Origin of the sequence: Pseudomonas sp. SID14000, assembly GCF_002165135.1 — a bacterium.
In the GTDB taxonomy this organism is placed as follows: Bacteria; Pseudomonadota; Gammaproteobacteria; order Pseudomonadales; family Pseudomonadaceae; genus Aquipseudomonas.
Genome location: NZ_NFZQ01000011.1, coordinates 133,344 through 153,233, shown reverse-complemented (window position 1 = coordinate 153,233; position 19,890 = coordinate 133,344). Strand labels below are relative to the sequence as shown.

The window sequence follows — 19,890 nt, the reverse complement described above, 5'->3', positions numbered from 1 at the left end:
CGCTCCCACAAAAATCGCGTAAGCCCGGGTGGCGCTAATCACCTGACATTCCGCTTACCCAAGCCCCCGTCGCTCTGGTAAAATGCGCCGCCTCAAACGTATGCAGGCAGCACCGTGGCATTTACCTTGGTTGATTGGGCGATCATCGCGATCATCGCCGTCTCCACACTGATCAGTCTCAAGCGCGGCTTCGTCAAGGAGGCCTTGTCCTTGCTCATCTGGATCATTGCCGGTGCGGTTGCCTGGATGTTCGGCGGTTCGCTCTCGGTGTATCTTGAAAGCTATATCCAGACGCCGTCGATGCGCGTCATTGCCGGCTGCGCCATTCTTTTCGTCGCCACCTTGCTGGTGGGGGCCATGATCAACTTCCTCATCGGTGAGCTGATTCGCGTGACCGGGCTGTCCGGCACTGATCGTTTCCTGGGCATGGCCTTCGGCGCTGCGCGGGGGGGCTTGCTGGTGGTGGTGGCCATCGGGCTGATAAGTCTGGGGCCGGTTCAACAAGACACCTGGTGGCAGGAATCACGCCTGATACCACAATTTCTCTTGGTCGCCGACTGGTCAAAAAACCTGATCCTGGGTTTTACCGGCCAGTGGACGCCCAGTGGGCTGATCGGCACTCCGGCTGATCTTCCGTTCAAGGAACAGTTGCTCGGGCCGGCAAAGCCCTGAGCGCTATTCACTCAAGTTTCGTCAAAGTAGGGGTTGCGTCGCATGTGTGGCATCGTCGGTATCGTCGGTAAGTCGAACGTCAATCAGGCGCTGTATGACGCGCTTACGGTCCTCCAGCACCGCGGCCAGGACGCTGCCGGTATCGTGACCAGCCATGACGGCCGGTTGTTCCTGCGCAAGGATAATGGCCTGGTGCGCGATGTTTTCCAGCAGCGCCACATGCAGCGCCTGGTCGGCAACATCGGTATTGGCCACGTGCGCTACCCGACCGCGGGCAGCTCGACCTCGGCCGAGGCCCAGCCGTTCTACGTCAACTCGCCGTACGGCATCACCCTGGCGCACAATGGCAACCTGACCAACGTCGAGCAGTTGGCCAAGGAGATCTACGAGTCCGACCTGCGCCACGTCAACACCAACTCCGACTCGGAAGTGCTGTTGAACGTGTTCGCCCATGAGCTGGCGGTACGTGGCAAGCTGCAGCCGACCGAAGAAGACGTGTTCGCTGCGGTTTCCCACGTGCACAGCCGCTGCGTCGGCGGTTACGCCGTGGTGGCGATGATCACCGGCTACGGCATCGTCGGCTTCCGTGACCCCAACGGCATCCGCCCGGTGGTGTTCGGCCAGCGTCACACCGACGAAGGCGTGGAATACATGATCGCCTCGGAAAGCGTTGCTCTGGACGTGCTCGGCTTCACCCTGATCCGCGACCTGGCGCCGGGCGAAGCGGTGTACATCACCGAAGGCGGCCAGCTATACACCAAGCAGTGCGCCGAAGCACCGAAGCTGCAACCGTGCATCTTCGAGCATGTCTACCTGGCCCGCCCGGACTCGATCATGGATGGTGTGTCGGTGTACAAGGCCCGTCTGCGCATGGGTGAGAAGCTGGCCGACAAGATCATGCGCGAGCGCCCGGAGCACGACATCGACGTGGTCATCCCGATCCCGGACACCAGCCGCACCGCAGCCCTGGAACTGGCCAACCGCCTGGGCGTGAAGTTCCGCGAAGGTTTCGTCAAGAACCGCTACATCGGCCGTACCTTCATCATGCCCGGCCAGGCCGCGCGCAAGAAATCGGTACGCCAAAAGCTCAACGCCATCGAGCTGGAGTTCCGCGGCAAGAACGTGATGCTGGTGGACGACTCGATCGTGCGCGGCACCACCTGCAAGCAGATCATCCAGATGGCCCGCGAAGCCGGCGCCAAGAACGTCTACTTCTGCTCCGCAGCCCCTGCGGTACGCTATCCCAACGTCTACGGCATCGACATGCCGAGTGTTCACGAACTGATCGCCCACAACCGTACCACCGAACAAGTGGCCGAGTTGATTGGCGCCGACTGGCTGGTCTACCAGGACCTGCCGGACCTGATCGACTCGGTCGGTGGCGGCAAGATCAAGATCGACCACTTCGATTGCGCGGTATTCAACGGTGAGTACGTCACCGGCGATATCGACGAAGCCTACCTCGACCGCATCGAGCAGGCTCGTAACGACCTGGCCAAGGCTAAGAACCAGGCGGTCAGCGCGATCATCGACCTCTACAACAACTGATTTCGGGAGCGACGGCATGACGGATCAATGGGATGCCGGGCGACTGGACAGTGACCTCGAGGGTGTCGGTTTCGACACCCTGGCGGTACGCGCCGGTCAAAACCGTACACCGGAGGCCGAGCACAGCGAAGCGCTGTTCCTGACCTCCAGCTATGTGTTCCGCACGGCTGCCGACGCCGCCGCGCGCTTTGCCGGTGAAACGCCGGGCAACGTCTATTCGCGCTACACCAACCCGTCGGTACGTGCGTTCGAGGAACGCCTGGCGGCCATGGAAGGTGCCGAGCAGGCCGTGGGTACCTCCACCGGCATGGCGGCGATCCTCGCCGTGGTGATGTCGCTGTGCAGTGCCGGTGACCATGTGCTGGTGTCGCAGAGCGTGTTTGGCTCGACCATCAGCCTGTTCGAGAAGTACTTCAAGCGTTTTGGCCTGCAGGTGGACTACGTGCCATTGGTCGATCTCGCCGGCTGGGAAAAGGCCATCAAGGCCAACACCAAGCTGCTGATCGTCGAATCGCCGTCCAACCCGCTGGCCGAGCTGGTCGACATCACCGCCCTCAGCGAAATCGCCCATGCCCACGGTGCCATGCTGGTGGTGGACAACTGCTTCAGCACCCCGGCGCTGCAGCAGCCGCTGAAGCTGGGTGCCGACATCGTGTTCCATTCGGCCACCAAGTTCATCGACGGCCAGGGCCGCTGCATGGGAGGCGTGGTTGCCGGCCGTGCGGAGCAGATGAAAGAAGTGGTGGGCTTCCTGCGTACCGCAGGCCCGACCCTCAGCCCGTTCAACGCCTGGATCTTCACCAAGGGCCTGGAAACCCTGCGCCTGCGCATGCGTGCGCACTGCGAAAGCGCCCAGGCACTGGCCGAATGGCTGGAGCAGCAGGAGGGCGTGGAGAAAGTGCATTACGCCGGCTTGCCGAGCCACCCGCAGCACGAACTGGCCAAGCGCCAGATGAGTGGTTTTGGTGCGGTGGTCAGCTTCGAGGTCAAAGGTGGCAAAGAGGGCGCCTGGCGCTTCATCGACGCTACCCGGGTGATTTCCATCACCACCAACCTGGGTGACAGCAAGACCACCATCGCCCACCCGGCCACCACCTCCCACGGTCGCCTGACGCCGCAGGAGCGTGAAGCCGCCGGTATCCGCGACAGCCTGATCCGCGTTGCCGTGGGCCTGGAAGACGTGGCCGACCTGCAGGCCGACCTGGCGCGCGGGTTGGCGGCCCTGTGATCGAAATTGGCGGCAGTACGCCCGGCCACAACGGCCGGGTAGCCCTGGTGACCGGTGCCGCGCGCGGTATCGGCCTGGGCATTGCTGCCTGGTTGATCTGCGAAGGCTGGCAGGTAGTGCTCAGCGACCTCGACCGCCAGCGCGGTGCCAAGGCGGCCAAGGCCTTGGGTGACAATGCCTGGTTCATCACCATGGACGTTGCCGACGAGGCTCAGGTCAGTGCCGGGGTGTCCGAGGTTCTGGGGCAGTTTGGCCGCCTGGATGCGCTGGTGTGCAATGCGGCCATCGCCAACCCGCACAACCAGACGCTGGAAAGCCTGAGCCTGGCACAGTGGAACCGGGTGCTGGCGGTCAACCTCAACGGCCCGATGTTGTTGGCCAAGCATTGTGCGCCGTATCTGCGCGCGCACAACGGGGCGATCGTCAATCTTACCTCTACCCGGGCGCGGCAGTCCGAGCCCGATACCGAAGCCTACGCGGCGAGCAAGGGCGGCCTGGTGGCCTTGACCCATGCCTTGGCCATGAGTCTGGGCCCGGAGATCCGCGTCAATGCGGTGAGCCCAGGCTGGATCGATGCCCGTGACCCGTCGCAGCGACGCGCCGAGCCGTTGACCGAGGCCGACCATGCCCAGCACCCGACGGGCAGGGTAGGGACGGTGGAGGACGTGGCGGCCATGGTCGCCTGGCTGCTGTCTCGGCAAGCGGCGTTCGTTACCGGCCAGGAGTTCGTGGTTGACGGCGGCATGACCCGCAAGATGATCTACACCTGAGCATTTTGCATATCCTGTACCGGCCCTTTCGCGGGTAAACCCGCTCCCACAGGTGCAACACAGTTATCAAAACCTGTGCAGTACCTGTGGGAGCGGGTTTACCCGCGAAGAGGCCGGCACAGGCAACCGCACCGCTTTTGGTTTTTTTGAAAAAAATCCAACGGGGCTATTGACTTAGCTTCGCCATCTGCGTAAATTTCGCGGCCTCAGCGAAGCAAACGCAACAAGCAACATCGCGAGGGTGATTAGCTCAGCCGGGAGAGCATCTGCCTTACAAGCAGAGGGTCGGCGGTTCGATCCCGTCATCACCCACCACTTCCTGAGATGTTCCTGGTGCATCAGGTTTCGCAAGAAGCCGATAGCCAGAGAGGAACGCACTGCGCAGCGGTAGTTCAGTCGGTTAGAATACCGGCCTGTCACGCCGGGGGTCGCGGGTTCGAGTCCCGTCCGCTGCGCCATTTTTCAATAACAGATGGGTGCCTGGCACCGGTCTGAAGCCACAAGGCAAAGCGCCTTGGGCTGATCCCAGTTTCAATCAGGCGCAAGCCTGAACGATACGCAGCGGTAGTTCAGTCGGTTAGAATACCGGCCTGTCACGCCGGGGGTCGCGGGTTCGAGTCCCGTCCGCTGCGCCATCTTCGCTTCAAGGTCCCTTGAACACCTTGAAGCAAACACAAGAGAAGCGATCACGTTATCGCTTTTTTTGTGCCTGTCCTGAGGCCGTCGCGCCGGAAGGGTAGACCCAGGTTTCAATCGGGCGAAAGCCTGAATGATACGCAGCGGTAGTTCAGTCGGTTAGAATACCGGCCTGTCACGCCGGGGGTCGCGGGTTCGAGTCCCGTCCGCTGCGCCATCTTCGCCTCGAGGCCCCTTGAACACCTCGAAGCTACGAGAAAGCGACCTTCCGGTCGCTTTTTTCGTTTTTGTACCTGGCAATTACCGCTCTTGACCCAGATTTACACGAACCTGACAGACTCTTCACCGATCAGCGGTTCCTGTGCCTGCCTGCTGTGTTGCACAATAGGCACTTCTCGACTTACCCGGAATTCGCAATGACCAGATCTTCCGTCTTTGGTGCGCTCGGGCTGGCCCTGGTGCTGGCGGGCGTGACCGGTTGTTCCTCGAAAAAAGCCGCCATCTACGAGCACGAGAACTTTGATGACTCGGGTACCTTCTCGCGCAGCTTCCCGGTGAGCGATGCCGGCTCCTGCGAGGCCGCCCGGCGCGCCTTGCTCAGCCAGGGCTACATCATCACCAGCAGCGGTGCCAACCAGGTTGTGGGCAACAAGAGTTTCCAGCAGAACAGCGAGAACCACCTGCAGATCAGCTTCAACGTCACCTGTGCGCCGGATGTGAGCGACGAGCAGCGCTCGACCATGTTCGCCAACGCCTTGCAGGACCGCTACGCGCTGAAAAAGTCCAATACCTCCGCCAGCCTGGGCGTGGGGGTGCTGGGGTCGGTGTCGATGCCGATCGGCTCCAGCGATGACTCGATGGTCAAGGTGGCCAGCGAGACGGTGACGGCGGCGCAGTTCTATGACCGCTATTTCGCCCTGGTGGAGAGCTACCTGCCCAAGCCCAAGCCGAAGCAGGAGAGCAAGGCCAAGGTCGAGGAGCCCGCACCGAAAGTCGAAGCGCCGGCGGCTGCTCTGGGGCTGCCGGAGCAAGCTACGGCGGCGTCGGTGGCACCGGCCCCGGCAGCGGAACCTGCGGCTGAGGTTGCCCCAGCGCCTGCAGCCGTTGCCCCGGCCAGTGAAGCGGTGGTGGCGCCGGTAGTGGATGACAGCCAAGGTTCACAGCCGGTGGCACCGCCGGCCGACTCTGCGCCGATCGAGGTGCAGCAGGAAGCCCAGCCTGTTGAGGTTGCGCCCCCCTCTCTTTGAGGGGGTGCCTTTACCGGCATCTTCACGGGCAAGCTCGCGCTTATAGTGATGCCCTGATCACCAATGGGCAATCTACTGGCTGAGCTCCCGATTCCTCTAGGGTGTCGATCAAGTGCCGGGTGGCCTTGTGACCGATCTCGTAGTACGGCAGTTGCACTGTGGTCAGTGGCGGGATGAACAGCTCGGCAATTCCGATCATGTTGTCGTAGCCGAGCACGGCAACATCGTCGGGAATTTTCAGACCACGACCCAACAACACCTGATAGGCACATAAAGCAATGCGGTCGTTGCCACAGATCAGAATGTCGAATTGGGGGCGACCATCAGTGATGTGCCGGTCGAGGATGGCTGCGGTTTCACCATAGGCGTCATGATCGGACAGGTCGTACTGAAGGAGTGCGTCAGGCGTCAGTCCGAATGCCTGACAAGCACGCAGCATGCCTTTTTGACGTAGTCCCCAGGCCAGGCTCTGTTTTGGCAGATTGATAAACAGGGGGCGCTGATAGCCTTGGCTCAATGCGTGATGTACGGCTCGATACTGCCCTGTTTCGTCGTCGGGCACATAACTGGCCAGGTGACGGTCATCCGCCAGGCAATTGGCGAGTACCAGGGGTTTGCTCTTCAATCGGTCGGGAATGCACACCTGGCGCAATCCCATGGCACTGAAAATCAACCCGTCAGGGCGGTGCGACAACATAAGGTCGATGTTCTGGTCGGTAGGCGGGTTGCTTAGCAGGTTAAGGATAAAGACATTCCAGCCTGCTTGCTGCGCAGTCTGTTCGATGGACAGCAGCAGCTCGACGGCAAACGGTGTGGTCGCTGTGTCCAGAGCGAACACACCGATGGTTCGTGTCTGGAGGTTGTCGCCGCGAATCTTGCGCGCCGACAGGCTCGGTACGAATTGCAGTTCATCAATGGCGCGACGTACCCGCTGATAGGTTTCGGGGCTCAATTTTTCCGGATTGTTGAGCGCTCTGGAAACCGTCATCAAGGACACACCGGCCAGTTGTGCAACGTCTTTCACTGAAGTCATACGAGGCGAGACCGGTCAGGTTTACGGAGAATCATGACACATGACCTTCGCTTTTTGCGACCCGAATGATGCTGCTCATAGCCATCCCGAGGCGAGAGGCCATGCTCTGGGAATGGAGACACGCCCGCCGTTCCCGCTTGCAAGGAGCTTCACCCCCAGGCTGTCGGGCTGTGGATAGAGGCGACTGCTGAGGCTAAAGCACCCGCTTTCATCGAACACCTCAATGGACGAGCGATCCAGGAATACGCGCAATTCGAGTCGCTCCTGCCTTGCGTCTATCGCCACGCTGCGCTGACCGGTGACTTGCGCACCCGAGTGGCTGCGGTCAAGAACCAGACGACGTAACGACGCATCATAGTAGAGCAGGGTTTCTTCACGGCCATCGTCGCTGCAGCGCAGGGCGATTCCCAAATGCCCATCGGTGCAGCCGAGCAAATCCAGATGCACATGGATTTCGAGCATATCGCCACTCACTTGTGGCACCCACCGGGTTCCCGACTCATCCCACCATGGTGTACTCGGTAATGGCGCCAAGCGTAGAGCGCTGAGCTCCCGTGCCGGATACACGCACAGACGGTCTGCGTGCAGCTCAAGTTCGCGCGGTAAACCAAGCATGCCGCACCAGTGATGGGCTCGGCTCGGCATCGGGCTTTCCCACATGTCGAGCCAGGCCCACAAAAGCCGTCGACCATCGGCAGCTATCAACGTTTGCGCTGCATAGAAATCGTGGCCGTTATCCAGCTCGATAAAAGGCCCGCCAGTGAAGTGCCACTCGCTGTTGAGTCGGCCCACTCGATAACCGGTCTGGTACTTGTTGAGCCGTTCATAACCTTGGGGTTGCATGCCTTGGGGGGAGTACAGCAGCACATCGCGCCCATTCAGTCGGAACAGATCCGGGCACTCCCACATGTAGCCATCCCCCTCGCTGCCACTGGACACGTAATCGAGGAACTCCCAGGTGAACAGGTCTGTAGAACGGTACAGTGGGAGCAGCGGCCGATCGCCCAGACGTGCGCCGGCAATGAGGTACCAATAGTCATCCTCTTTCCATACCTTGGGATCACGAAAGTGCATTATCGCGTCGTGCGGCGCGGTCTCGATGATGGCCCCTTGCTTGACGAACCGGATGCCGTCAGTACTGGTGGCCAGGCACTGTACCTGACGGATCGAACGTTCATCACCCACTTCCCCCAGCCAGGTGTGTCCGGTGTAGATCAGTGCGAGGGTATCCCCGTTCACCACGGCACTACCGGAAAAACATCCGTCACGGTCGAAGTCATCGCCGGGTGCCAGTGCAATGGGCATGTGCTGCCAATGAACCAGATCGGTGCTCTTGGCGTGCCCCCAATACATCGGGCCCCATTTCGCTTCGAAAGGGTAATGTTGATAGAAAACGTGATATTCGCCACGAAAGTACACGACCCCGTTAGGGTCATTCATCCAGCCTGCAGGGGGGGCGATATGATAACCGGGCCGATAATCCTGGATGACACGAGACAGGCCGTCACTCAGTGCCTGCTGCGCAAGGTCAAGGGGAGAAGACATTGGATCGCTCATGTTGTTCGGAGACAAGGTCATAGGGCTTGTACTCGCTCTGAGCGCAAAGAGACTTCATTCGGAAGGCTTTCAATGGCTTGTGGATGACGTTCCAGGGCTGTGCCGTCGACGTCGAACAGGTGCAGGTTGTCGATGTCCAGCTGCAGTTCGACCCGATCGCCCGCCTGCCATCCGGCACTGACCTCACAACGACAGATCAGTGGCTCCTCCTGGCCTGTTTCGAGGTGCACATACGTTTCACTGCCAAGGTACTCGACCCCGGTCACGACGATCCCGACCGCTCCCCCTGCCGCTTTGAGCGAAATGTGCTCTGGGCGAACCCCAATGCTCAGTAGCGCGCCTGGTGCCAGGTGTGAGCTGTCGAAGGGGAGGGCGGTCATACCCAGAACGGGGGAATCGACCTGGCTGGTTTCGCCCGGGGTATGCAGGCGTGCTGCCAGAAAGTTCATTTTCGGCGAACCGAGAAAGCCGGCGACAAAGCGGCTCGCTGGCCGTTCATAGAGTTCGCGTGGTGAGCCGATCTGCTCTACATGACCGCCATTGAGTACAACAATTTTGTCGGCAAGGGTCATCGCTTCCACTTGATCGTGGGTGACGTAGATCATGGTCGAGCCCAGTCGATCATGCAGCCGGGCGATTTCATTGCGCATCTGCACCCGTAAGGATGCATCCAGATTGGAAAGGGGCTCATCGAACAACAAAATGTCCGGCTCCCGCGCCATGGCTCTGCCCATTGCTACACGCTGACGCTGCCCTCCGGACAGTTCCTTTGGTTTGCGTTGCAGCAGTTTGTCCAATTGAAGGATTTGCGCTGTTTTCATCACGCGTTCGCGTAGGGTGCTCTTTTCTGTCTTGGCCAGTTTGAGGCCAAAGCTGATGTTGTCGTAGACGCTCATGTGCGGATACAGCGCATAAGACTGAAACACCATGCCGACGCCGCGCTCGCGCGGTTCCAGGTCGTTGACCCGTTTCCCGTCGATCAGCAGGTTACCCTCGCAGATTGAATCCAGCCCGGCGATCAGTCGTAGCAGGGTTGATTTTCCGCAGCCCGAAGGGCCAACGAACACTACGAATTCCCCCGCAGCGATCTCCAGGTTGACGTCGCGAAGTATCTGCATGCCGCCCAGTTGTTTGTTCACGTTGTCCAGTTTCAATTTGATCATGATGCTCTTCCTTGTATTTGTTGGGCATCAACCCTTTAACGCGCCGGCAGTGAGACCAGATACGATTCGGCGCTGGAAGATCAGCACCAGAATCACCAGAGGGACAGTGACCAGCACCGATGCGGCCATCAACAACCCCCACGGCAGCTCATGGGAGCTACCGCCAGAAATCAAGGCGATGGCGACCGGCACCGTGCGTTGCGTGTCAGTGAGGGTGAAGGTCAAGGCAAACAGGAACTCGTTCCATGCCGCAATAAAAGCCAACAACCCGGTTGTGACCAGTGCAGGCCATAGCAGCGGCAACAGCACTCGGGTAAGCGTTACCCAGGGCGAAGCGCCATCCATGATTGCCGCTTCTTCCAGTTCATGTGGCAGTTGGCCCATGAACGTGGTCAGCACCCAGACGGTGAACGGCAGAGTGAAAATCGTGTAGCTCAGAATCAATGCCCAAGACGTGTTGTACAGGCCCAGGGCGCGTATCACTTCGAACAGCCCCGACAGTACGGCAACCTGGGGAAACATCGACACGCCGAGAACCATCATCAAGACCGTGCCACGCCCACGGAATTTCACCCTTCCCAAGGCATAGGCGGCGCTCACACTGAGGAACAGCGCCAGGGTCACCACGCAAAGCGCAACCACCAGCGAGTTGCTGATCGCTCGCAGGAATGAGGCTTGGTGGAGTACCGCTGCGTAATTGGAGAAGTCGGGGCGTTCGACCCAGTAGCTCACCTCGAACAAGGCACCGGACGGCTTTAGCGAAGTCACGATGGCGTAATAGAAAGGGAAGACCGCATACAGCAGCAAAACCACGATCAGACACCAGAACCCGAGACGTAACAGCGTTTTTTTCAGTAGGCGCAGGCTCATGACCGAACCTCCATTTGACGGCGTCCGAGGTAGAGATAAAGCATGGCAATTACCGCAACGACCAGAAACAGCAGGGTCGAGGCCGCGCTGCCATAACCGACGTCCTGGAACTCCACCAGGTGTTGGCGGGCATAAACTGACATGCTCATGGTGCTCGAAGAATTCGAGGTCAACACATAGATCACGTCGAACACTCGCAGGGAATCGAGGATGCGGAAAATCGCCGCCACCAACAATGCAGGCATCAGCAGAGGAAGCGTGACTCGCCAGAACACCTTCAGCGGGTGAATGCCATCGACCCTGGCGGCTTCGTAGCAATCGCTCGGCAACATCTGCAAGGCCGCCAGCATCAGCAGCGTGACAAACGGGACGGTCTTCCAGACATCGACGATGATCACCGCCCACATCGACAGATCCGCATCGGCCGTCCAGGCCAGGGGGGCGTCAATCAGGCCGACGCTCAGCATCAGGTGATTGAAGATGCCGAACTGGTCGTTGAGCATCCACGACCAGATCTTTGCCGAGACGATGGTAGGAATCGCCCAAGGAATCAGAATCAAGGCGCGTACCAAGGAACGGCCGGTGAACTTGATGTTCAACAGCAACGCCACCAGTAGCCCCAGGACGACCTCCAGTCCCACCGACACCACAGTGAAATGCAAGGTGTTGCGAACAGCGTTCCACCACTGAGGATCAACCAGGATGCCTGACCAGTTGGAACCGTCGTGGAACAGATAATTGCTCAAGCCTACGAAGGATCCATCACTGGTCTGCGCAAGGTTGGCGTCAGTCAGGCTGAACCAGAATGTACGCATTAGCGGCCAGGCCGCCACCAGAGCCAGACACAGCAACATCGGTGTCAGAAACAACCAGGCGGCGCGTACTCGTCGGCGCTGTACAGGCGTTTCCCGGGGGAGCAGGAGCTGCTCACGGGGGGCATGGGTAGTAGAGACAGGCATGGTGATTTCCTTCCTTGGGGCTTACCAGCTCCGACGTTTGATGCGAGTGAGCTCACTTTCCAGTTCGGTCAGCGCCTGATCGACAGGCTGCTCGCCCGCCAGCACGCCATGCACTCGATCGAAGAACGCATTGGAGACTCGTGGATAACGATCGGCGGTTATTGAGGCGGGGCGCATGACGCCATCGTTGAGAATGCTGTGCAGCTGACTGTAATAAGGCATTGCCGCGAGCAGGTCGGGATCTTGATACAGCGACTCGATAACCGGGTTATAGGCGCCAACCAGCGCACGATGTTTCTGCTGCTGGGCACTGCTCAAGTAGCTCACTAGCTCTGCGGCGAGTTCTGGATGGGCGCTGTAACGTGATACTGCCAGGCCCCACCCACCGAGTGTGGAGGCATGGGTGCCGGTTATGCCCCCACGGGGCAGGGGGGCGACCCCGACCTTGTCTTTTACGGCGCTGTCCGGGCTTTGTACCAAGGCCCAGACATAAGGCCAGTTACGCATGAACAACGCGTTTCCCGATTGGAATACGCCACGTCCTTCTTCCTCGGTGTAGTTGAGTACGCCTTGCGGGGAGATGTCTCCCACCCAGCTTTTTGCCAGGGTCAAAGCCGCCCTTGAGGCCTGAGTGTTGACCACGATGTCACCGCGAGGGTTGACCAGTCCGCCTTCCGGTTGGCTGCTGATCCACTCCAGCGCGTTACACGTCAGGCCTTCGTAGGCGCGTCCCTGAAAGATGTAACCCCAGGCATTGGCGTTCCCGGCAGTGCGCTCGGCCTGCTGAATGTACCTGGCGGTAGCGGTCATTTCCTCCCATGTCTGGGGAACCTGCCGGTTGTATTTATCGAGCAAGTCTTTGCGGTAATACAGCAGGCCCGAGTCAGTGAACCATGGCATCGTCACCAGCCGCCCGTTCACCGTGGCGTTATCCACCTGTGCCTGGAAGTAGCCTTGGGTAGCGTTGGCAGGAAGCACCTCGCGCAGATCCACCAGGTGTTTGGCCAGCATCCCTGGCCACACCATATCGATCTGGATGATGTCGATGTCGCTGGACTGCGCACTGAGGATCTGTTGGTAGAACGACAGCCTCTCGGTCGCCGAATTCGGCGTGGACACCACCTCGACGTTATTGCCGGTCTGTTTCGACCACGCGTCGACAGCCTCCTTGCACAGTGCTAGCTCCGCACCCACCGCACCGCACGAAATCGTCAAATTTGCTGCGATCGAGGCGGATGGCAGGCCGGCGCAGAGGGTAAGGAGTGCTGCTGGAAGGAGAGATTTCAGCTGTTTCATTGAGGACCCTTTATTTTTGTTTTTAGAAAAGTTAACGTTAACATCGTCGAATGTAGCAGCCTCTTTGCGATGAGGCATCCTTTTTTTCGTTGAACGCGATAATTCGAAGCGCACGTAGAAAGGGCTGGTCGCAGGAGCGAACAATAAAAACAAGACAGGAATCCACATGCAGAAAGCATCAAGCTGGCTACTTGCAGGTGTGCTCGGCACATCGGCGGCGACCTCTGAGGCCGCGACTCTGGAAGAACGCATGGCAGCATTTGAAGCCCGTGCCAGTGCAGCGGAAAAGCGTGCAGCCGCCGCCGAACAGCAGACCCAGGCACTCGCCAGGGAACTGCAGCAGCTCAAACTTGCAACTTCCACGTTGCAGCCTGTGTCTACTTCAACAGCGATTGCAGCGCCCACTTTGGATGCCCGGTTGGCAACACTGGAAGCCCGTCAGCAAAGCATGGAGAAGCAGCGCAGCAGCGGACACTTCACTGACGGCTTCAGCTTCAAGGGCTACGCCCGTTCCGGACTGCTGATCAACGATGGACTTGGCGGCGGTCGTGGTGGCCCTTATACAACCCCTGCCGGTTCGGTTGGCGGGGCCGTCGGGCGACTCGGTAACGAAGACGACACCTACATGCGCATAGACCTCTCGAAAGAAGCCTATGCGCAAAACGGCACCCGTTCCAAATTCACGGTTTCCATTGCCGATGGAGTGGAAAGCTCCAACGACTGGACGGCCGATGAAAGTAACCTGAACGTGCGTCAGGTATTTACAGAGCTCGACCATCTCGCTGCATTCAAGGGTAATTCAGTGCTTGAGAACGCCACCCTGTGGGCAGGCAAGCGATTCGACAGGGATAACTTCGACATCCACTGGCTGGACTCGGATGTCGTCTATCTGGCCGGCACCGGGGGGGGAATTTACGATATTCAGATGAACAAGAATTGGCGCTCGAATTATTCCTTGATCGGGCGTAACTATGGGGATTTCAGTGAGGGCGGTATCAACGCCGATGTGGAAAGCTACATCCTGACCTCTAACCAGTTCTTTGATAATGGTCAGTGGCAGTGGATGTTCAATGCCATTGGCTCAAAGAAAAACGACATTGGCATCCGCAGCAATGAAGCGGGCCTGACGCCTGCGGACTCAGGCTTGCACAGCATGCTGGCCAATCACCAGAAAAACTTCCTCGGCAGGGAAGGCTTCTTCAAGTCGGCACTGCTCTATGGGCAAGGTCTGGGGGCAGAGGTCAAGAACATCGGTTCGGATGGCGAACTGATCGACGATGCCCGCGCTTTGCGTCTGGCGCTTTACGGCGAGACGCCCATTGCACCGGGCTGGCGCATCGGTCCCAGCTTGCTGGCCGAACAAAGCAAGGACAGGTACGTCAAGGGTGACGACTACCGTTGGATGACCCTGAACGTTCGCTTGGCCAATGAAATCAACAGCAATTTCGAGATGGCCTACGAAATGAGCTGGCAAACCATGGACCTCGATCCCCAGGGCTATATGCAACGCAATGCGGTTGACGGCAACTTCTGGAAATTCACGGTTGCCCCGACATTCAAACCTGACGTTGGAGACCTTCTTACACGTCCCGAATTGCGAGTGTTCGCAAGTTTCATGAACTGGTCTTCGGATCTGGACAGATACAGCGCCACAGACAACTTCGGCAAGACGGACTTCAACGCCGGAGGTGTATGGCAATACGGCATACAGATGGAAACCTGGTTTTAATATTTTGAACGCGTCGGCCACCACGCCTTCAGCCATTGAAGCCGGCTTTTCACCCTGCAGTTATCCCTACGGCAAAAACTGAGGAAATGACGATGGTATTGCCTCGCGCAGTAGTATTTGGCGAAGCCCTGACGGACCTTGTCCAAGGCACCCCGGGACAGTGGAAGGGCTACCCAGGTGGGGCTCCTTGGAACGTTGCACGAGCACTGAGCCGCTTGGGGGTTAGCAGCGCTTTTGCCGGGGCAGTGAGCAAAGATTCAACGGGTGACGAGATAGTCTCGCAGTCGCAAGCTGCAGGGCTGGATATGAACTTCATCCAACGGGTAGATCGAGATCCTTTGGTCGCCATTGTTCTATCGAGCCGTCCTCCACGTTACTTTTTTGCGGGAGATGCCGATCTTTTTTTCGATCCAGATCAGATGCCCGAAGGATGGGTCAACCAAGCAGAGCTGTGCCACTTCAGTTGCATCAGTTTGGCTCGACAACCACTCGCAGACAGGTTGGTTAAAATCGCTCAGGAGGCCAAGGGGGCCGGTAAACGGATTAGCTATGATCCCAATTGGCGCACGTTAATGGATCGCCATTACCGGGAGCAGACCTTCATTACGATGGTCACCCTTGCTGACATGATCAAGCTTTCCGACGAAGACCTCCGGCATATTTATCCAGGGCTGACCGAATGCCAGGCAATGGATGAGCTGCGAGCTCTGAATGCTCAGGCGCAGATCCTTTTCACCCGAGGGGAGCACGGAATGATTCTCCACATGCCGGACAGCCAACTCGAACAGCCAGCTATTGCCGTGGAAGTGGAAGACACGGTGGGAGCAGGAGACGCTTGTATGGCGGGTTGGTTGGCTGCGCAGATGCTGGGGATCGCAGACTTGAAGGAGCGCCTGCGATTTTCAGCGGCCTGCGCATCCATATCGTGCCGTTATGCCGGAGCCCATGCACCTGCACTCGCTGATGTAGAAAGTTTACTGAAGCTGCTAAGGTAACTCTGAAGAAGAGTTCTGCAAGGAATTGTCCCTGACCGAGATGGATCCGGTCAGGCACGCGCCAAGGTCGAGCCCCCGCTCCGGGTGATCAAGCGCAAGTTCATTCCTAACCGTTGCTACGCACCGGATCATAAGCTTGTCATCATTCCTTCATCCCACCGGCTTAGGTTGAAGGCGACACTGATAAAGAACATGAAAAAAGAGGACGCAGGTATGGATGAGTACCAGGAAGAACTTCTCGAATTCCAGGCTTATGAACTGGACACCCCGGAACCGGCTGACGACGCCACCGAGCTCTAGCCTACCCGCCGCTGGCTGCGGCGAAACTCCCCCGGTGTAAGGCCCGTCCAGCGTTTGAATGCGCGCTGGAAGGCCTCGGCCGAAGCAAACCCCAGCAGGTAGGCAATCTCGCCAAAGGCCAGTTCCGTATCGCGGATGTAGGTCTCGGCCAGGTCGCGCCGTGTTTCGCTGAGCAGGTCGCGAAAACGGGTGCCTTCCTCGGCCAGCTTCCGGCGCAAGGTCCAGGTCGGAAGTTGCAGGTGCAGCGCCACTTCTTCCAGATCCGGCTCACGACCGCCGTTGAGCAATGGGCCCAGCAGGTGGGTGATGCGCTCACCCAGGCTGCGTACCCGCGTGCGTTGCAGCATTTCCGCCTCGCACAGCTGCAGCAGGTGGTGCCAGGTGCTTGGGCAATGCCTGGGATTGGCCAACTGCAGCGTGGCGCGGCTCAGGCGCAGCTGATTGCTTTCGGCGGAAAATTGCACGGGTGCGCTGCACAACAGCTGGTAATGCGCGGCGTAGGCGGGGGCGGCAAATTCGATTTCCAGGCGTTCGGCCTGCACCGTTGTACCGGCAAGGTCGGCCAGTTGGGCCAGCCAGCCAGCGAGCAGTGAATCGACGACAAAGCGGTTGTAGGCATTGTAGGGGCTGATGGAGTAAAAGCGCAGCCAGGCGCCCTGGGCGTCTTCGTGGAAACTGGAATGGCCACGGTAGTTGGATGCATACAGCGGCTCGAAGCGCAGCAGGGTGCGCGCAGCGTCGCCCACGGTGGGCGCCTGGGCCGCAGTGACCCCGGCCAGGCCGGCATGCGCCAGACGGCTCAGGCGCCCCATGTGCAGGCCCAGCGCGGCTTCGCCGCACAGTTCGACGGCGGCGTGACCCAGGTGCATGTAGCGCGGGATCGACAAGCGCGCGCCGGCTTCGCCCAGGCGCGCCGCATCCAGGCCATAGCGGCGCAGCAGTGGTTCGGGGTCATGGCCCAGTTCGCGCAGGGCTTCGGTCAGCGGCTGGACAAAGCCAACCGACAGGTCGCCCAGGCGCACGCGGGGGCGGGTCATGGGCTTACAGCCACAGGTTCAGCAGGCGGGCGCCAGGGCTGGGGGTACCCGCCAGCAATTCACCCGCGTGGTGGGCAAAGCCCTGGCCGTCGCTGCCCTGTTCCCAGAACTGCCCACGCATGAACACGCTCATGCTGCTGACGCCGGCCCCGGCGGCTTCGGTCAGGCGTTGCCAGGCGGCTTGTTCGCTGACTTCGCCGCGCTGCAAGGCCAGCCCGGCGCTGGCATCCTGGTGGCGATTGCCGCGCCAGGGCGCTTGCCAGCTGCCCTTGCCGCTGAGGAATACCGGGTTGGCGATCAGTTGTACCGCCTGTTGTGCCAGTTGCTGGTGGTTTTCCGGGTACCAGCTGTCACTGCCCACCAGCACGCCCAGGCGCCCGGCAGGGGTTTGCAATACCTGCAGTGGGTGCTGGCGGCCATCGTGGACATAGCGGCGCATTTCGCTGTCGGGGAATTGTTGACGCTGTGGCTGGCCCAGCAGCGAGCCGTCGCCGGCGAACACCATGCTGCTGTTGAACAGCGGGCCGCTGCCGGCATGCAGTACGCCCTGTTTCACATAGGGCGCGGGCAGCACAATGGAGCCGGCCACCAGAGTGACGTTGAACTCCTTGGCCAGGCCGCCGAACAACTGCTGGTAATCTGCGGCCATCTGCTCGGCCTTCATGCGCAGGTGCGCGTCAGCGCGTCGGTCGTCGCCGTCGGCACCGAGCATGGCCAGGCCATAGCGCAGCGGGTTGCTCAGCTCCAGCCATTGCAGGGCTTCTCGGCTTTGCGTGACCTGGTATAGCTCGTTCTTTTCGCCGCGCGCCCACAGCCAGGTACCAATGTGCTCGGGCAGCACCACCACCGTGCGCGGGCCCACCAGGCCCTGGGTACGGGCCTGTTCCAGGTAGGCTGCGAGCTTGCGGTGCAGGCGTTGAAGGTTCTGGTAATCGCCTGGGTAGAGCAGCGGTTCGACGCCGAGCAGGTTGCCGTGCTCGCCCGGCACGCCATGGTTCAACGCCAGTTCGATGCGCAGGTCGGACAGGTAGTGGCCTTCCGGGCGCTGCTGGGTCCAGAAACCGTAGCCGCAGAGGGCGGCGATCATCACCAGCGCCAGGGCGCTTGCCAGGATTTTTCGCATGAAGCCTTCAGCTTTCGAAGAAAAATGAAGTTGCCATGAAGACAATCAGGGGCATAGTGCGGCCGTATTCATCAGCTTGGGAATCCTTGTTGCACTGTTTTTGCAAAATCGCGTTTTTTGATCATACCAAAGCACTATCCGGGTCTGCAGCGTCCGCTGCGGTTCCCGGTCAGCGCTGGCGCAACTGTCGCGGGGTTGCGTTCAGCAGGCGGCGCATCAAGCGCCGGAGAGCCGTCGGGTCCTGGTAGCCGACCCGCGCCGAGACCGCTTCGACCGAATATTCGCCAGACTCGAGCAGCGCCCTGGCCTTGTGCAACTGCACCCGCTGAATGAGTTGACGGGTCGAGTGCCCCGTTGCCTTGTGAACATGACGCGACAGGGTCCGCTCAGACATGCCGACGCTTGCGGCCAGTGTCTTGACGCTCGTAAGTTCAGGCAGCGACTTCTCGATATCTGCGATCAGGCGCGAGATCAGTGCATTGCCTTGCACCAGTACGGCAGGGATGACGAAAGGCGACTGCAGTTGCCTGCGGTCGAGCAGCAGCGCCCTGCCCACCGCGTCGGCGATTTCAGGCGAAAGGCGCCGGCGTAGCAGGTGCAGCATGAGGTCGGTTTGAGCGAAGGCAGCTCCTGCCGTGGTCAGTGGATGATCGGCCAGCACCATGAAGTCAGGGTCGACACGGCAGCCTGGTGCGAGCTTCTGCAGGTGCGGTGCCAGCCACCAGGAGGTTGTCACCCTCCTGCCGTCCAGCAGCCCGGCTGCATGCAACAGAAAGACGGCCGAGCATGACGCGGCAATTTCCTTGCCGTTGGCGATGTGATCGCTCAGTGCACAGAGAAAGGGAGCTGTCCATGGTTCCGCGAGGCGGCTCTCGAGCAGGTCGATGTCACTGACGCCGATTCCCGGTATGACCCAGCAAGACTGGTCATCGGTGCTTTGCTCGATCGGTTGCACATGCAGTTGCAGGCCATGGCCCAGCGCTACCGGTCCCGGCTGGGGGCCGCAAACCCGCCAGCGTGGTGCGGCCAGGCCGAGTCGCTCGCTAACGGTTGTTGCGGTGGCGAGGATGTCCAGGGTGGAGGCTACGCTTGCGGCGAATGCCCCAGGTACGACCAGGATGGTGAAATCGTGCATTGTCGGATTATGCTCGAAAGAGGACGGATCCGACACTTTTGCATGAAGGGAGCGCCAGGCCTAATGGCGCTTCAACTCACCACAAAGGTATCAGCAATGCCCAATATCCTGATCAAGGTACCGACCGGGGCTTTCAACGAGCAGCAACGCGAGCATCTGTTGAAGCGCGTCAGCGAGGCCGCAATCGCGCATGAGCACATAGGTGACGCTCTGCCGCAGCGCAGCCTGTGCTGGGTGCTCATCGAGGAGGTGCGGGGCAGTGATTGGCTATGTGGCGGGGTGAACATGCACGCCCACGCCATCCCCTGCATCGTCATGGTAAAGGTGCCTGCCGGCGTCCTCGATGAACAGATGCGCAAGGACTACGTACTGGGCCTGCACCAGGCCATCGAACAATGCGTCGGGAAGGATGACGGGAGGATGCTGATGACTTCGATACAGCTGGTCGACATCGCCGATGGCACTTGGGGTGCGAACGGGAGTCTCTGGCATCTTGCCGATTTCACTGGTGCTGCCGGTTACCGGCATCTTCTCGCTCGCACTTAGGCGAACATGCCCAGCTGGAACCTGCGGGGCCAAGGATTCGTGAGTC

The 19,890-nt window shown here is 59.9% G+C and carries 17 protein-coding genes and 4 tRNA genes; 12 read left to right on the top strand and 9 right to left on the bottom strand.

Translation table 11 applies throughout. The features are described 5' to 3' along the window. Nucleotides 1-114 precede the first annotated feature (114 nt). From CAY82_RS17910 to CAY82_RS17870, 9 genes are all read left to right on the top strand, one after another. The gene (locus CAY82_RS17910) at nucleotides 115-672 is read left to right on the top strand and encodes a CvpA family protein (RefSeq protein ID WP_087502426.1); all 558 of its coding nucleotides are present in this window, start codon (nucleotides 115-117) and stop codon (nucleotides 670-672) included. Between the two features lie 42 nt (nucleotides 673-714). Then, on the top strand, nucleotides 715-2,220 hold the full coding sequence (gene purF, locus CAY82_RS17905) for an amidophosphoribosyltransferase (RefSeq protein WP_087502425.1): 1,506 nt from the start codon (nucleotides 715-717) through the stop codon (nucleotides 2,218-2,220). A gap of 16 nt (nucleotides 2,221-2,236) precedes the next feature. Continuing rightward, nucleotides 2,237-3,448 carry an O-succinylhomoserine sulfhydrylase gene (locus CAY82_RS17900; protein WP_087502424.1) on the top strand — a complete coding sequence of 404 codons (1,212 nt, stop codon included), beginning with the start codon at nucleotides 2,237-2,239 and terminating at the stop codon, nucleotides 3,446-3,448. Beyond that, nucleotides 3,445-4,218 (top strand): SDR family oxidoreductase, encoded by a 774-nt coding sequence (locus tag CAY82_RS17895; RefSeq protein ID WP_087502423.1) that lies wholly within the window; start codon nucleotides 3,445-3,447, stop codon nucleotides 4,216-4,218. The genes CAY82_RS17900 and CAY82_RS17895 overlap by 4 nt, the downstream gene beginning before the upstream one ends. A gap of 239 nt (nucleotides 4,219-4,457) precedes the next feature. After that, nucleotides 4,458-4,533, top strand: a tRNA-Val gene (locus tag CAY82_RS17890). Nucleotides 4,534-4,599: 66 nt separating this feature from the next. Then, nucleotides 4,600-4,676 (top strand) — tRNA-Asp (locus tag CAY82_RS17885). A gap of 100 nt (nucleotides 4,677-4,776) precedes the next feature. Next, nucleotides 4,777-4,853 (top strand) — tRNA-Asp (locus CAY82_RS17880). Nucleotides 4,854-4,994: 141 nt separating this feature from the next. Beyond that, nucleotides 4,995-5,071 (top strand) — tRNA-Asp (locus tag CAY82_RS17875). Between the two features lie 199 nt (nucleotides 5,072-5,270). Beyond that, on the top strand, nucleotides 5,271-6,101 hold the full coding sequence (locus tag CAY82_RS17870) for a DUF2242 domain-containing protein (protein ID WP_087502422.1): 831 nt from the start codon (nucleotides 5,271-5,273) through the stop codon (nucleotides 6,099-6,101). A gap of 40 nt (nucleotides 6,102-6,141) precedes the next feature. On the opposite strand, the gene CAY82_RS17865 is transcribed toward CAY82_RS17870, so the two are convergent. The 6 genes from CAY82_RS17865 to CAY82_RS17840 form a co-directional block, all read right to left on the bottom strand. Continuing rightward, complete coding sequence (locus tag CAY82_RS17865) at nucleotides 6,142-7,134, bottom strand: LacI family DNA-binding transcriptional regulator (protein ID WP_087502421.1); 993 nt, start codon at nucleotides 7,132-7,134, stop codon at nucleotides 6,142-6,144. Nucleotides 7,135-7,209: 75 nt separating this feature from the next. Beyond that, on the bottom strand, nucleotides 7,210-8,712 hold the full coding sequence (locus tag CAY82_RS17860) for a glycoside hydrolase family 32 protein (RefSeq protein ID WP_170931097.1): 1,503 nt from the start codon (nucleotides 8,710-8,712) through the stop codon (nucleotides 7,210-7,212). Beyond that, nucleotides 8,709-9,854: an ABC transporter ATP-binding protein gene (locus tag CAY82_RS17855; RefSeq protein ID WP_087502419.1), complete on the bottom strand. Its 1,146-nt coding sequence runs from the start codon at nucleotides 9,852-9,854 to the stop codon at nucleotides 8,709-8,711. Before CAY82_RS17855 ends, CAY82_RS17860 begins: the two co-directional genes overlap by 4 nt. Nucleotides 9,855-9,881: 27 nt before the next feature. Then, nucleotides 9,882-10,724: a carbohydrate ABC transporter permease gene (locus tag CAY82_RS17850; RefSeq protein WP_087502418.1), complete on the bottom strand. Its 843-nt coding sequence runs from the start codon at nucleotides 10,722-10,724 to the stop codon at nucleotides 9,882-9,884. After that, on the bottom strand, nucleotides 10,721-11,683 hold the full coding sequence (locus CAY82_RS17845; RefSeq protein WP_087502417.1) for a carbohydrate ABC transporter permease: 963 nt from the start codon (nucleotides 11,681-11,683) through the stop codon (nucleotides 10,721-10,723). The genes CAY82_RS17850 and CAY82_RS17845 overlap by 4 nt, the downstream gene beginning before the upstream one ends. Before the next feature lie 21 nt (nucleotides 11,684-11,704). Beyond that, nucleotides 11,705-12,979, bottom strand: a complete 1,275-nt coding sequence (locus tag CAY82_RS17840) for an ABC transporter substrate-binding protein (RefSeq protein ID WP_087502416.1) — start codon at nucleotides 12,977-12,979, stop codon at nucleotides 11,705-11,707. 166 nt (nucleotides 12,980-13,145) lie between these two features. On the opposite strand from CAY82_RS17840, the gene CAY82_RS17835 reads away from it, so the two are divergent. Both CAY82_RS17835 and CAY82_RS17830 read left to right on the top strand, forming a co-directional pair. After that, nucleotides 13,146-14,708: a carbohydrate porin gene (locus CAY82_RS17835; protein WP_087502415.1), complete on the top strand. Its 1,563-nt coding sequence runs from the start codon at nucleotides 13,146-13,148 to the stop codon at nucleotides 14,706-14,708. 92 nt (nucleotides 14,709-14,800) lie between these two features. Beyond that, entirely contained in the window at nucleotides 14,801-15,703 is a 903-nt protein-coding gene (locus CAY82_RS17830) for a carbohydrate kinase (protein ID WP_087502414.1), read from the top strand. A gap of 296 nt (nucleotides 15,704-15,999) precedes the next feature. Here CAY82_RS17830 and CAY82_RS17825 read toward each other — a convergent pair whose 3' ends face one another. From CAY82_RS17825 to CAY82_RS17815, 3 genes are all read right to left on the bottom strand, one after another. Continuing rightward, nucleotides 16,000-17,040: an AraC family transcriptional regulator gene (locus tag CAY82_RS17825; RefSeq protein ID WP_087502413.1), complete on the bottom strand. Its 1,041-nt coding sequence runs from the start codon at nucleotides 17,038-17,040 to the stop codon at nucleotides 16,000-16,002. Nucleotides 17,041-17,044: 4 nt separating this feature from the next. Then, nucleotides 17,045-18,163, bottom strand: a complete 1,119-nt coding sequence (locus CAY82_RS17820) for a nitrilase-related carbon-nitrogen hydrolase (RefSeq protein WP_087502412.1) — start codon at nucleotides 18,161-18,163, stop codon at nucleotides 17,045-17,047. A 169-nt stretch (nucleotides 18,164-18,332) separates the two neighbouring features. After that, a complete protein-coding gene (locus tag CAY82_RS17815) occupies nucleotides 18,333-19,298 on the bottom strand; it encodes a GlxA family transcriptional regulator (RefSeq protein WP_087502411.1) in 966 nt (321 codons plus the stop codon). 96 nt (nucleotides 19,299-19,394) lie between these two features. Between CAY82_RS17815 and CAY82_RS17810 the strand changes: the two genes are divergently transcribed. Continuing rightward, on the top strand, nucleotides 19,395-19,844 hold the full coding sequence (locus tag CAY82_RS17810) for a tautomerase family protein (protein WP_087502410.1): 450 nt from the start codon (nucleotides 19,395-19,397) through the stop codon (nucleotides 19,842-19,844). Nucleotides 19,845-19,890: the final 46 nt, after the last annotated feature.